Genomic DNA, 14,321 nt, shown 5'->3' on the forward strand with positions numbered 1-14,321 from the left:
TCACAGTTCGTGGTCCGTGCTCGCCCGCGGCCCCGCGCCGACCCGTTTCGCCATCGCCTCGATGGTCGGGTGGTCCAGCAGCACCGCCACCGGCAGCTCGGTCCGGCCGAGCCGGGCGAACTCGCCCGCCAGCTGGACCAGCGTCAGCGAGGAACCGCCTGCCTCGAAGAACTTCTCCCTGACCCCGATCCCGTCGCGGCCGAGCACGGCGGCCCAGGCGCGGGCCACCAGCCGTTCGCTCTCGGTGCGCGGAGCCAGGTGTTCGCTGTCGGACACGGCGCCCGCGCGGGGCAGCCTCGCCCGGTCGACCTTGCCCCGCGGGGTCAGCGGCATGCGGTCGAGCGTGCTGAACTCGGCGGGCAGCAGCTGTTCGGGCAGGATCGCCGCGAGGTGCTTCCTCAGCTCACCCGCCGACGGACCGGGATGGTGGTGCGGCACGATCGCGGCCGTCAGCCGCCGTGTCGCACCCTCCCCCGTGGCCGCCACCGCCACCTCGCGGACCCCAGGATGCCGCAGCAGCGCCACTTCGACCTCTCCCGGCTCGATCCGCACCCCGCGCACCTTCACCTGGTCGTCCGCGCGGCCGACGAAGGACAGCGACCCGTCCGAGGACCAGCGGGCCAGGTCGCCCGTGCGGTAGAGCCGTGCTCCCTGCTCGCCGAAGGGGTCGGGCACGAAGCTCGCCGCGGTCGCGCCGGGCCGGGCGTGGTAGCCGCGGGCGAGTCCGGGACCGCCGAGGTGGACCTCGCCCACCGCGCCCAGCGGCACCGGCCGCTGCACCGAGTCCAGCAGGTACACCACCGCGCCCTCGATCGGCGTGCCGATCGAGGGATCGTCCACTCCGGACAGTGCCGGGCTCATGGTCGCGCAGACGGTGGCCTCGGTCGGCCCGTAGCCGTTGAACAACCTGCACCGGGTCGACCAGCGGGCCGCCAGCCCGGGTGGGAGCACTTCACCGCCGCTAACCACGGTGGTGCCCGCCGGCCACGAGTCGACAGGCAGCACCGCCAGCACCGACGGCGTCAGGATCAGGTGGGTCACCCCACCCGCGGTCACCACGTCGGTCAGGTCGGTGACGGGGGTTCCCTGCGGCGCGAGCACCTGGGTGGCCCCGTTCAACAGCCCGGTGAGCAGTTCCAGGACCGAGGCGTCGAAGGCGGGGGAAAGCCACTGGAGCACCCGGCTGTGCCGGTCGACGCCGAGCATCCGGCGCACCGAGGCCGCGAGGACAGCCAGGCCGCGGTGCGGCACCACCACTCCCTTCGGTCGCCCGGTGGTGCCCGAGGTGTAGATCACGAAGGCCGCGCCGTCGGGCCGGGACGCGCGGTGCAGCACCGGCCCGTCGTCCAGCCGCAGCCCGTCCACCCGCAGCTCCACCAGGTCGGCGGGAGTGAAGGAACCCGCCGAGTTCCGGTCGGTCAGCACCACGACCGCGCCCGCGTCCCCGGCCAGCCACCGGAGCCGTTCCCGCGGCTGGGCCGGGTCCAGCGGCAGACAGGCGCCGCCCGCCTGGAGAACGGCCAGCACCGCGGTGATCGAGTCCACCCCGCGGTCGACGCAGATGCCCACCACCGACTCCGGGCCGACGCCCAGCGCGCCGAGCCGGTGCGCCAGCCTTCCCGCCCGTTCGTCCAGCTCGCGGAAGGTGAGCTCGGTGCCCGCCGACACCGCCACCGCGCCCGGCACTCGGCGCACCTGGTCGGCGAACAGCTCGGCGGCGGTCCGCGGCTGGGTGGGCTCCAGCGGCGAACGGCTCCAGGTCGTGATCAGCGCCAGTTCCGCGGGCGGCAACACCTCGACCGATCCCAGTGGCTGGTCCGGTGCGTCGACCATCGAGGACATCGCGGTGACCAGCCGGGCGGACAGCCGCTCGGCGGTGACGTCGTCGAACAGGTCCACGTCGTAGACCAGCTCGAAGCACAGCGCCGACTCGGGGAGCACGACCAGGCCGAGCGGGAAGTTGGTCGTCTCGTGGCTGTCGACCTCCACCACCCGCGGTTCGTCCCCGTCGTCGGCGACCGGCTCGTCGGCGTAGTTCTCGAAGGCGATCGCGCTGTCGAACAGGTTCACGCCCGGCGGGACGTCCGTGAGCTCCTGGTAGCGGGCGGGCGGGAAGAACCCGTGCTCACGGGAGTCGAGCTGCCCGTCCTGGATCCGCGAGAGCCAGCTGAGCACCGTGGCGCCCGGATCGACGGTGAGCCGCACCGGCAGCGTGCTGATCAGCGGGCCGAAGATGGTCTCGACGCCGGGGAGCTCGGGCGGTCGCAGGGTGATCGTGGTGCCGAAGACCACGTCCTCCACCTCGTGCGCGCCGCTGTGCCGGGACAGCAGCAGCCCCCAGGCCGCCTGGACGATGGTGTGCAGCGTGATCCGGTGTCGGCGGGCGAACTCCCGCAGCCCGGTGGTGCGCTCCTCGGTCAGCCGGAAGGCCTTCCTGCCCACCCGCCGGGTGAGGTGGCCCGGTGCGGGCCGCCGGTCGAACGGCAGCGGGGTGGGCTCGCGCACGCCGGCGAGCACCTTGGCCCAGTAGACCGACGCGGCGTCGTGGTCCTGCGCCGTGAGCCAGTCGCAGTAGTCCCGGAACGGCCGCTGGGGCGGCAGGTCGGGCGTTGCGCCCCGACTCAGCGCCACCGTGGCGGCGGCTACTCCGGCGAGCAGGCGTGCGATGCTCCAGCCGTCGATGAACAGGTGGTGCGTCGTCAGCAGCACCTGCACCCGGCCGTGGGGCAGGCGCGCGACGACCAGCCGGGTCGGCGGCTGGGCGGCGAGGTCCACGCCGTCGAGCTCGTCGCGGTCCCACAGCCGCCGCACCTCGTCGCGACGCTGCTCCGCGGACAACCCGCGCCAGTCGTACCGGGTCACCGGCAGCTCCACGTCCCGGCGCACCACCTGCACGGGTTCGGCCAGACCTGCCCAGTGCACGGTGCTGCGCAGCGCGGGCACCGCGGCGACCACCACCCGCCACGCGGCGACGTAGGCGTCCAGGTCGGTCACCCCGTCGACGACCATCTCGATCCGGCGGACGTAGATGTCCTCGGCGCCGCCCGCCAGCCCGTGGAACAGCATTCCGGCCTGCATAGGGGTGAGCGGGTAGACGTCCTCCACGGCCCGCCCGTCCCCCACCAAGTCATCCACAGTGGACTGGTCGAGGCGCGCCAGCGGGAAGTCCGAAGGGGTGCGGCCGCCCGCGCCCTCGGCCAGGCAGTGCTCGACGATCTCCCGCAACGCGGCCGCGGTGCGCTCGGCCAGTCGGCGCACGGTGGACGCGGCCAGGGTGCCGGGGCTGTAGTCCCAGTGCAGCACCAGTTCCCCGGCCACCACGACCGCGGTGACCTCCAGCGGGAACGGCCGCACCTCGTCGGGGTGCGCGCCGTCGGCGACCGGCAGCTGGCGCAGGTACAGCTCGTTGGCCGAGTCGGCGAACCGGCCGAGGTAGTTGACGTTGATCTCCGCGCGGTGGCCCCCGTCGAGCGACCGGGTGCCGGACAGGTGGCGCAGCGCGTCGTAGCCCTGCCCACGGCCGGGGATCTCGCGCAGCTGCTCCTTGACCGACCTCAGCACCGCCCGCCAGTCCCTGGTCGATGGCAGGTCGAGCGCCACGGGGAACTGGGTGGTGAACCAGCCAACAGTCCGGGACGGGTCGGCCAGGCCGGCCAGCTGGTCCCGGCCGTGGCTCTCCAGGTTCACCAGCACGCGGTCCTGGCCCGTCCACTCGGCCACCGCGACCGACAGCGCGCTGAGCAGCACGTCGTTCGCCTGGGTCCGGTAGACACCGGGGACCTGGCGCAGCAACGCGGTGGTCTCCCCGGCGGTCAACCGGACGGTGCAGGTCTCGGCACGTCCATCCACTCCGGACCCGTCCAGCGGCAACGGCGGCGCGGTGCGCTCGTGCACTCGGCTCCAGTACGGCAGTTCGTGGTCGAGCGCGCCCGCCGCCGCCTGGTCGTGGAGCAATCGAGACCAGCGCTGGAACGAGGTCGTCCTCGGCCCCAGGTCGATCGTCGCTCCGGAGGCGGCCTGGGCGCAGGCGGTGCGGAGGTCCTCCAGCAGGATGCGCCACGAGACGCCGTCGACGACGAAGTGGTGCACGGTCAGCAGCAGCCTCGGCGGTCGCGCCGCGCCGAGCTCGAAGTAGTCGGCCAGCAGCAGCGGCCCCTCGGCGAGGTCGAGCTCGGCGCGAGCGGTGTCGACCCGCTGTGCGAGCTCGGTGTCCACGTCGTCCACATCGGACAGGTCGTGGGCCCGGAACACCGGTCCGGTCTCGGTGGCGGGGATGTGCTGCCGCCACTGCCCGTCCTGCCTGCGGACCCGGACGCGCAGCGCGTCGTGGTGCTCGACCAACGAGAGGACCGCGGTGCGCACGGCATCACGCTCGACCTCCGGGACGAGTTCGAGGTACCGGGACATGGTGAACTGCTCGGGGTGGACGGTGAACAGGTCGAGGAACCACCGCTGGATCGGGGTGAGGACCACCTCACCCGAGACAGGACCGTTCTCCGCCACTCCCGCGGTGGGCTCGACGGAGAGGCCTGCCGCGAGATCGGCCACCGTCTGCCGTTCGAACACCTCGCGCGAGGACAGCCGCAGACCGGCCCGGTTGGCACCCGCGGCCACCCGGATGCTGAGGATCGAGTCGCCGCCCAGCTCGAAGAAGTTGTCGTCGACACCGACGCGTGCCACGCCGAGCACTTCACCGAACACCCGCGCGAGCACGACCTCACCGGGGGTGCGGGGAGCGCGGTACTCGTTCCCGGACCTCACCTCCGGTGCGGGCAGCGCCTCCAAGTCGAGCTTCCCGTTCTCGGTCAACGGTACCTCGTCGATGGCGACGAACACCGAGGGCACCATGAATTCCGGCAGCACCCGAGCGGTGTGCCGCCGCAGCTCCTCGGTCGACGGGACCTGGGCGCCGTCACCCGCCACCACGTAGGCGATCAGCCGTCCGCCGCGATCGGCGACCACCGCCACCTCGGCGATCGCGGGGTGCTTGGACAGCACCGCCTCGACCTCGGCGGGCTCGACCCGGAACCCCCGCGTCTTGACCTGGCGGTCGACCCGGCCGCGGAACTCCAGGGCCCCGTTCGCCAGGCGGCGGGCCAGGTCCCCGGTGCGGTACATCCGCGCACCGGGAGGGCCGAACGGATCGGCCACGAACCTCTCGGCGGTCAGGCCGGGACGTCCGAGGTACCCGCGGCCCACGCCCTCGCCACCGAGGTACAGCTCACCCTCGACGCCCGGCGGCACCGGACGTAGGTACCTGTCGAGCACGTGGGCCCGGTTGCCCGCGATGGCCGTGCCGATCGGCATCGAGGCACCCGGCCCCGGATCCGAGGCCCGTGGCAGCACCAGACCGGTGGCGTGCATCGTGGTCTCGGCGGGACCGTAGAGGTTCGCGAAACCGGCGTGCGGCAGCCACCTGCGGGCCAGGTCCGCCGAGCAGAGCTCACCGCCCACGATCACCTGCTCCACGCCGGGCACCGACCGCGGATCCACTGTGGACAACAGGGCAGGCGGCAGCGCGAGCAGGGTGATCCGGTCGCGGCGGACCTGTTCGTCCACCGTCAGCGTGCCGTCCCGCTCCCCCGCCTCGCTCAGGCAGACGGTCGCCCCGGACAGCAAGGGCGCCAGCACCTGCATCAGCCCGAAGTCGAAGGTGACCGGTGAGTGCAGCAGCATCCGCGTGCCGGGACCGACACCGAGGTCGGCCCGCATGTGCGCGACGCAGTTGACCAGCGACCCGTGCGGGACCATCACCGACTTCGGCACACCGCTGGAGCCCGAGGTGTACTCGACGTAGGCCAGGTTGTCCGGCCGGGGCACGACTTCCTGACGCCGGGGCGCGACCGGCTCGTCGTCGTCCACCCGGACCACGGGCGTCCCGTCCGGCAGCCGGTCCACGCCCGCCACGTCCACGAGCACCGGTGACGCGCCGCAGTCGGCCAGCATGAAAGCGATGCGGTCCGCGGGGTGCTCCGGGTCGATCGGCACCAGCGTCCCACCCGCTCTGAGCACCGCGAGCAGGCTCACGACCAGGTCCACACCGCGCGGCAGGCAGACGCCCACCAGGGTTTCCGCGCGCACACCGCGCTCGGCCAGGCGGTCGGCGAGCGCTTCCACCCGTCGGGCCAGCTGCCCGTAGGTCAGCTCGACCGCTCCGGCCACCACCGCGACCTCGTCGTGGTGGCGACGGGCGACCTCGGCGAACAGGACCGACGCTACCGGCAGCGGTGGCTCGACGGCAGGCTGATGCACCACCGGCGCGGCCCACATCACAGTCCGAAGTGGACGGTCAGGCTCCAGGGTGACGATCGAGAGCACGTCGACGAGCTGGGCGGTGTGCTGTTCGACGGTGCCGGTGTCGTAGAGGTCGGTGCTGTAGATGACGACGATCCGCAGCCGGTCCCCGGTCAGCCGGAACTCGGTGGTGAGGTCGAAGGTCGCCGTGGTGACCGGCAGGTCGACCTCCTCGGAGGACAGACCGGGGAAGTCGCGGTGCCGGACGGGCGCGTTCTGCAGCACCACCATCGTCCGGACCAGCGGAAGACCGGTGAGGTCGCGTTTCGGTGCGAGCGCCTTGACCACCTGCTCGAACGGCACGTCCGCGTGGTCCATCGCCTCCAGGACGGTCTCCCGCAAACCCGCCACCAGGTCGGCGAAGCCCAGCTCCTCGTCCACGGTCGACCTGATCACCAGGGTGCCGACGAAGAACCCGGCCACATCCGCGACCTCGGCCTGCCCCCGCCCGGACTCCACGGTGCCGACCGCCACGTCCGGGTCACCCGCGATCCGGGAGTGCACCAGCTGGCAGGCGGCGAGCAGCGTGGTGAACAGGGTGACCCGCCGCGTCCTGGCGAACTCGACCAGACGTGCGGTCACCTCGGCCGAGAGGTGGACCTGGTGCGCCGCACCCGCCGTCGACCGGCGGGCGGGTCGAGGGCGGTCCGCGGGCAGCTCGAACGGCCGCAGCCCCGCGAGAGTGCCGCGCCAGAAGGACAGCTGCCGCTCCTCGACCTCGGGCGTGAGCCGATCCCGTTGCCGTCGGGCGAAGTCCGCGTACCGCACGGGCTGCGGCGCGAGCCGGGGAGGTTCAGCCGACACCGCGGCGCGGTAGTGCTCCGCCAGCTCCGACAGGAGGATCTCATTGGTCCAGTCGTCGGTCAGCAGGTGGTGCATGGTGAGCACCAGCACGTGGTCCCGCTGCCCGAGCCTGGCCAGCGTCAGTCGCAGCGGTGGCCGTTCCGCCAGGTCGAAGACGACGGCGGTTTCGGTGTGCAGCAGGGCATCGAGTACGGCGTCCTGGTCAGGACCAGTGGGCAGATCGACCAGTTCGAGCCGCACCGGGGCCGGTGGGTGCACCACCTGCACCGGCTCGTCCTGCTGGACGTGGAAGCTCGTGCGAAGGATCTCGTGCCGCTGCACCAACGCGGTCAGGGCCGACCGCAGCGCTCCGACGTCCAAGGTGCCCCGCAGCCGCAGGGCTTTGGGGAGGTTGTGCTCCGCGCCGGGTGAGTGCGTGTGCAGGAACCAGAGCCGCCGCTGGGCGAAGGACAGGGGGAACCGGTCCTCCGACTCGACGTCGCGAACCTCCAGCTCGACGTCCGGGAGTGTCGGCGCCGCCGCGAGCTCCGCGACCGTCGGCCGGTCGAACAGGGTCCGGTAGGGCCACACGAGTCCCAGTCGCGTCCTGGCCAGTGCGGCGACCTGGATGCCGAGGATGGAATCGCCGCCCAGGTCGAAGAAGTTGTCGTCGATCCCGACCCGCTCGACCTCCAGCACCTCGCGCCAGATCCCGGCCAGCACCCGTTCCGCCTCCGTGCGCGGCTCGGTGCCGGTGGGCACCTGCGGCGGCGGGGGCAGCGCCCGGCGGTCGACCTTGCCGCCGGGCAGCGTCGGGAACCGGTCCAGCGCGACGAACGCGGTCGGGACCAGGTGCTCCGGCAGCCTGGCCGCGAGGAAGTCGCGAAGCTCGTCCGCCGTGGGTGTCCGCGCGCCCGCCGGGACGAAGTACCCGACCAGCCTGCGACGGCCCGGTTCCTCGGGCACACCCACCACGGCCCGGTCCACCTCGGCGTGGCGGGCGAGCACACCCTCGACCTCGGCGGGCTCGATCCGGAAACCCCGGACCTTGAGCTGGTCGTCCGACCGGCCCAGGTGCTCCAGGACACCGTCATCCCGGCGCCTGACCAGGTCCCCGGTGCGGTACATGGTCCGACCGGGCAGGAACGGGTCGGCCACGAAGCGGGCCGCGGTCAGCCCCGGCCGTCCGTGGTAGCCGCGCGCGACACCGTCACCTCCGATGTACAGCTCCCCCACCGCGGCCGGTTCCAGGCGGTCGTCCAGCACGTGGAGCACGGTTCCGGGCAGTGGCCGTCCGATGGGTACGGTCGCCGCCTCGCGCCAGGACTCCGCCGACCCCTGCTCCAAGCGGAACACGCAGGAGTCCGCCGTGGTCTCCGTGGTGCCGAAGGCGTTCACCAGCTCGGTCCTCGGCCCCAGCAGCTCCAGCAGATCCCGACCGTCCTGCGCGGGCCACGCCTCCGCGCCTACCGACAGCAGCTCCAGCGGTGGCCCGCCACCACGCCGTCCCGCCTCGCGACCCAGCGCCTTCGCCAGCGACGGCAACATCTCCAGCGCCGTCCCACCGGTGCGTTCCACCAGGTCGAGCAGCAGCACCGGGTCGGTGACCGCCTTCCGCGGGGCCAGGACCATCGTCCCGCCGCGCAGGGCGGACCGGGCGAAGTCGGCGAAGAACAGGTCGGTGGTGAAGCTCGTGATCGACACGAAGCGCAGCGGACGCTCGCGCAGCCGGTACAGCTCAGCCCAGGCCTCGCACACGGAGGCCAGCTGGCGGTGTTCGACCGCGACGCCCTTCGGCCTGCCGGTCGACCCCGAGGTGTACATGACGTAGGCGGCCGACGCCGGATCGACCCGACGCTCCGGCAGCACCGGCACCGAGTCGTCCTCTTCGACCCGCAGCACCACGCGGTCCCCGAAACCGCCCGGCAGCGGGGAATCCGACACCACCAGCCGTGCGCCCGAGTCGTCGAGCACCCACCGCCGCCGTTCGGCGGGCTGAGCGACGTCCAGCGGCACGAACGCGGCCCCGGCGCGCAACACGGCGAGCAGACCGACCACCATCGCGGGCCCTCGGTCCAGGTGCAGCGCCACCACCTCTCCGGGCCCGGCGCCCCTTTCGGCCAACAGCCAAGCCAGCCGCGCCGAACCGGTGTCCAGATCCGCGAAGGTCAGACTGGTCTCGCCGGACACCACCGCGACGGCGTCCGGCGTGCGGGAGACCTGAGCCGCGAACAACTCGATAACCGTCGGTCTGCGCATCGGCCCTCCGGTCGTCAGCTGGACGAGGAAGATCAGGCTCGCAGTGCGCTCTCTACATTGCCTATAAGCTCGGGTCAGGCGGCAGAACGCCCCTGTGCCGCAGCCACTCCGCACCCGGAGACGGGCTGCTCACGATGATCACCACGCATCGAAACGGGATCTCCCGCGGAGCGGGCACCATTCTCTCCACTGTGGACACTCGATCGCGCAGCACGCCATCGACTTGCCATGGCTGTGCTCGCGGTCCCACACCTGACCGAGGCCAGCCGGATCACCTGTGCACCTCCGCCGCCCGGCGAGGGCTCGGGCCACATGCCCGTGCCGACGCCGGGCTCCGTGCGGAGGGGATCTCGGCGGGCGGGAATCGCGGTGAGGCGTCAGTGGAAGCTGTACTCGTAGGTGATGAAGCCGCGGAACCTGGCCACCTTGTCGTACAGCGTCCTGGCCAGGGCGTTGTCCTGCTTCGTGTTCCAGTACAGCCGTGACAGCCCGCGCTCGCCCGTCTCCCGCGCCACCCGCTCGATGAGGGCGCGTGCCGCACCGTGACCTCGCGCCTTCTCGTCCACGTACAGGTCCTGCAGGTAGCACGCACCGGGCGACCAGACGTTGGCGTGGAACAGGTAGTGCACGATGCCCACCACCTCACCGTCCAGCCGGGCCGCGAGGCCGAACAGCTCCGGGCCCTCCATGAGCCTGCGCCACACCTCGTCGTACCCGGTGTCCGGCACCTCGGTCTCGTAGAAGTCCTTGTACGCGCGGGCCAGCACCTCCCATGCCGCTCGATCGTCCTGACGCAACGGGCTGACTTCGATCATGCGTCGATCCAACCATCACTTCCCGGCCAGCGACGCACCGCGCAGGCTCTGGGTGATCACGGCGAACACCACGGCGAGCACGGCGGCGGCCACCCAGAACCAGCCTCCCTGGCCCTGGTCGACCAGGTGGCGGTACGCGGCGACACCGGCACCGGAGCCCAGCGCCTCGCCCAGCGCGGTGCTGATGGCGAACAGGCTGTACCCGACGGCCCGGCTCTCGGGGTTGATCAGGCCGACGATCAGCACGTCGCCGCTCGGCACGAACATCATCTCGGCGACCGTGAACAGCACGACGAACACGACCGCGCCGAGGTAGCCCGGCACCAGTTGCGGCGTCAGGAACGACAGCGCGAACAGCCCGTAGGACAGCACCACGATGGTGAGGGTCCTGCCCTTCACCACCTTGTTCGCGAAGCGGGTGACGAGCAGTTGCAGGAACACCACCAGCAGCGCGTTGACGGTGTAGAGCCACCCCAGCCGCCCCGGTGACCCCAGCGTGGACGAGACGTACACCGCCAGCACGGTGAACAGCTGGCCGTACATGATCCAGTAGAACGAGTTGATCAGCAGGAACCGGCGCATCCCCGGCTCCACGAGCACCTCCAGGTACCTGCGGAACGAGGTCGCCCTGGACGTCCGCCGCGTCCGCACGGTGTCGCGCCGCAGGAACGCCACGACACCGGCGGCGACGTAGATCGCCGCGATGGTCAGCAGCACCTGACCGTGCATGCCGCGGTCGACGAAGAACAGCGCGACCGGTGCGGCGACCGCGGCCGCGATGTTCACGCCGATGCTGACCAGCGAGAACAGCCTGGCGTGGTTGGCGATCCGGTCGCTGGCCGCGGCCGCGAGCTGCTTGGTGGCCAGCGCGTTGACCGAGATGCCCGCGCCGGCGAACGCGAGCGACAGCACGGTCATCGTCATGCCGGAGGCGAAGCGGAGGCCGACGAAGCCCACGCCCGCCATCGAACAGCCGAGAAGGACCGACTGCGCGGCCGGTATGCGGTCGAGCCACGGCGCCAGCGGGATGTTCGCGATCTTGTTGGTGAGCGAGAACACCACGACCAGCGCCGCGATCTGCCCCGCGTCGAACGAGGCCGCCGTCAACGCGACCACCAGGGTGGACAGCACCCCGTAGTAACCCAGGTACACCAACAGGTAGTGCGTGACGACGTAGGTCGTGGCCCGGCGCGTGTACGCGCTGTCGACGGGCGGCGGTGCGGTCGTGGTCATGCCAGCGGTTCCGCCTTCACCCGCACCAGGCGACGAGCCGCCTCGGCGTTCGCGATCGCGTCCTCAGGGTCGTCACCGGTGCACAGCACGTAGCCCTGCCGGGAGTTGGACGACTCCAGCGACCGGAGTTCCTGCCCCGGCTCCAACGAGCACAGCACGCGCACCACGCCGCGCGCGCTCTCGGCCGACGCGACGTCCTGGACGTCCAGCACGCGCACGTTCTCGTAGCCGAAGAACCGGATCGCCGCGGCCGGCGCGACCGGGGTCCTGGCCGGTGCGGGCAGCCCGACCTGCCGGGCGATGCCCTCGGCCATCAGGTCGACGCCGCTGACCATCTCGCACAGCTCCCAGACCTGGTCGCCACCCACGCGGGTCTGGGACTCGATGAGCTTCGGCCCGGTCGCCGTCACGCGGATCTCGGTGTGCGCGGGGCCGGTCGTCTGGCCGATCAGGTCGAGGAAGTCGAGGATCAGGGTCTCCACCTGCGCGCGCACGACCGGGTCGAGGCGCGCGGGCACCTGGTGGCCCAGCTCGACGAACCTGGGCAGCGCGGTGGTCAGCTTCTCGGTGATCATCGCGATCTCGTGCACACCGTCCAACGAGATGGTCTCCACGCTGTACTCGGGACCGCTCAGGAACTCCTCCGCCAGCACGGCACCCGAGGCGGCGGCACTGGTCCACGCCCACCGCTCGTCCAACTCGTGCTCCGCCTCGACGACGAAGACGCCCTCGCTGAGCCCACCGTCCGTGGGCTTGAGCACGACGGGACCGCCACCGAGCTCGTGGAGGAACGCGCGGGCGTCCTCGACGGTCGCGCACACCCGATGCCGGACCGAGCTCAGGCCGTGCTCGTTGAGCAGCGCGCGCGTCCTCGTCTTGTCCCGCGTCGCCAGCACCGCGCGGAGGTTGTCACCCGCGATGCCGAGGTCACGGGCGATGCGGGAGGCGGGCTCCAGGCCGTACTCGGTGAACGACACCGTGGCGTCGAACGGATCGAGGGCGTGCCACGCCCGCGCGACCGCGGACAGCTCGCCGTGGTCGCGGTAGTCCAGCACCGCGTAGCGCGCGGCGCCGCGGAACTGCCGCTCGTCCACCATGCGCGGGATCTGCACCATCGAGTACCGCACCCCGAGCTTCTCCAGCTTGTCCAGAGTGGAGCTGGGCCCACCGACCACCAGAACGTGCTTCACGACGAATCTCCTCGGAAAGTCGAGTTCCCCGGACCCGTCGGGGTCCGGGGAACTCGCGTGACTACGGGCGCAGCCTCGACAGGTCGACACCCAGGCGGTCGGCGAACGCCCGGCTGCGGGACATCAGGACCGGCACCAGCTCCGGGTGCGTCTCCTTGACCTCGTCGAAGTTGAGCAGCAGCGCGAGCAGCTCGTTCATCCGCTGCTTCATGTGCACCCGCAGGTGCGCCTGGTCCAGGCACTTGCGACCGAGGCCGATCGAGTTCTCCAGCAACCGGATGCGGTGGAACCAGTTCGCCGGCAGGTACAGCAGGTCGCCCGGCATGAGGTCGAACTGGTGCAGCTGGGTCTCCGGGGAGCCGAGCAGGCCGTCCCAGTCCGGCTCGCCGTCCGCGCCCAGGCGCAGCTCGGCCTTCGGACCCATGACGTACCAGCGCTTCGAACCGACGATCTGCGCGTGCATCACGTCCACCGAGTACGAGTCCTGGTGCAGGCGGGTGACGCCGCCCTCCTGCCCCAGCCACAACTGGTGGTTGGTGGACGCCTTCTCGCCGTAGAGGTCCTGCCGGAAGTCGTACCGCGCGACCTCCAGCTCGGGCATGTCGGCCGCGATCTGCGGCGCGGTCGTCTGGTAGTACCACTCCTGCAGGTACAGGGGCGACTCCGTGTTGCCCTCGTTCTCCTTCAGCAGCGTGACGAACTCGGGGAACGTGACCGTGCGCGCTTCCTTCGAGCTGTAGCTGTTGACGGTGACCTGGACGTCCGGGCACCGCTGCGCGAGGTGCTCGAAGGACCAGGTCTGCACCGACGGCCAGTCCTTGACGAAGCCCTTGAGCACGACCGGGCGGAGCCGCTCGCGGTACTCCCGGTCGAACTCCTCCTTCGACAGGCCGCTGCGCGTCTCCAGGACGGGCGCCGAGGCCAGTGCGTCCGCGAGGGGGCCTGCCTGGAAGCCCGCCTCGACGGCGTCCTGGCTCTCCCGGTCATGGCGTCGGAGAATGTTGTCCTCGATGACCACTCGATTGCCTTCCTGTGTCAACGGCGTGGGACGGATGCGGAAACGACCTGGAGGATCGCCTTGTGGACGTCTTCCAGGATGGAGTCCTGTGCGGGCAGCCAGCGGTGGACGAAGTGGTCGCAGTCGAGCTCGACGACCTCGACGGAACGGGCTTTCACCGCGTTCGTCACGTATCCGTCCACGACGTCGGCGGGCACGACCTGGTCGTGCACGGCCGAGATGACCAGCAGGTCGCCGTCGAACTCCCGGATGCCCGCGAACGCGGGGGAATCCGGGTGGTTGCCCGGTTTGGCGAGCGTGTCGTAGAAGCGGTCGTCGTCCGAGCCCGCCGGGTACGCGGCGGGCACGAACAGGACCAGCGCGCGTGGCCGCAGCTCGGGCACGAGCGCGGCACCGAGGTGCGCCCCCATGCTGGTGCCGATCAGCACCGGCGCCTCGTCGGCGCCCAGCTGGGCGGCCGCCGCCCGTGACTCCGCGAGCCGGATGCCCAGCGTCGACTCCTCCAGCACCCCGGTGCTGTCCCCGTTCCCGGAGAACTCGAAGGTCAGCGATCCGTGGCCGTGCTCGGCGAGCTCGTCGAGCAGGTAGCGGACGCCGTGCCGGTCCGCGGTGGGCCCGAGTCCGTGCAGGTGCACGACGCTCGGCGCGCGTCCGTCGTCGCCGAGGACCTTCGTCGCCGCGAGCCGGTGCTCACCGACGACGAACGTCAGTTCTTCCGTGTTCATTGTC

At 71.6% G+C, this 14,321-nt stretch carries 6 protein-coding genes; all 6 read right to left on the reverse strand.

The features are described 5' to 3' along the window. The 6 genes from CLV43_RS19260 to CLV43_RS47845 all read right to left on the reverse strand — a co-directional run bounded on the left by CLV43_RS19260 (position 1) and on the right by CLV43_RS47845 (position 14,317). Positions 1-9,336, reverse strand: coding sequence for a non-ribosomal peptide synthetase (locus CLV43_RS19260; protein ID WP_106188588.1), 9,336 nt, complete (start codon positions 9,334-9,336; stop codon positions 1-3). 377 nt (positions 9,337-9,713) lie between these two features. Beyond that, positions 9,714-10,151 carry a GNAT family N-acetyltransferase gene (locus tag CLV43_RS19265; RefSeq protein WP_106188589.1) on the reverse strand — a complete coding sequence of 146 codons (438 nt, stop codon included), beginning with the start codon at positions 10,149-10,151 and terminating at the stop codon, positions 9,714-9,716. A gap of 15 nt (positions 10,152-10,166) precedes the next feature. Continuing rightward, a complete protein-coding gene (locus CLV43_RS19270) occupies positions 10,167-11,384 on the reverse strand; it encodes an MFS transporter (RefSeq protein ID WP_106188590.1) in 1,218 nt (405 codons plus the stop codon). Next, the gene (locus tag CLV43_RS19275; RefSeq protein ID WP_211304419.1) at positions 11,381-12,574 is read right to left on the reverse strand and encodes an ATP-grasp domain-containing protein; all 1,194 of its coding nucleotides are present in this window, start codon (positions 12,572-12,574) and stop codon (positions 11,381-11,383) included. Before CLV43_RS19275 ends, CLV43_RS19270 begins: the two co-directional genes overlap by 4 nt. A 61-nt stretch (positions 12,575-12,635) precedes the next feature. Then, the gene (locus CLV43_RS47840; RefSeq protein WP_170155908.1) at positions 12,636-13,592 is read right to left on the reverse strand and encodes a cupin-like domain-containing protein; all 957 of its coding nucleotides are present in this window, start codon (positions 13,590-13,592) and stop codon (positions 12,636-12,638) included. Positions 13,593-13,609: 17 nt separating this feature from the next. Then, on the reverse strand, positions 13,610-14,317 hold the full coding sequence (locus CLV43_RS47845; protein WP_170155909.1) for an alpha/beta hydrolase: 708 nt from the start codon (positions 14,315-14,317) through the stop codon (positions 13,610-13,612). Between the last annotated feature and the right edge of the window lie 4 nt (positions 14,318-14,321).

Source organism: Umezawaea tangerina (assembly GCF_003002815.1).
GTDB lineage: Bacteria > Actinomycetota > Actinomycetes > Mycobacteriales > Pseudonocardiaceae > Umezawaea > Umezawaea tangerina.

Excerpts from the sequence above, each read along its gene's own strand:
- CLV43_RS19260 (WP_106188588.1), bottom strand. The coding sequence starts at position 9,336 with ATGCGCAGACCGACGGTTATCGAGTTGTTCGCGGCTCAGGTCTCCCGC.
- CLV43_RS19265 (WP_106188589.1), bottom strand. The coding sequence starts at position 10,151 with ATGATCGAAGTCAGCCCGTTGCGTCAGGACGATCGAGCGGCATGGGAG.
- CLV43_RS19270 (WP_106188590.1), bottom strand. The coding sequence starts at position 11,384 with ATGACCACGACCGCACCGCCGCCCGTCGACAGCGCGTACACGCGCCGG.
- CLV43_RS47845 (WP_170155909.1), bottom strand. The coding sequence starts at position 14,317 with ATGAACACGGAAGAACTGACGTTCGTCGTCGGTGAGCACCGGCTCGCG.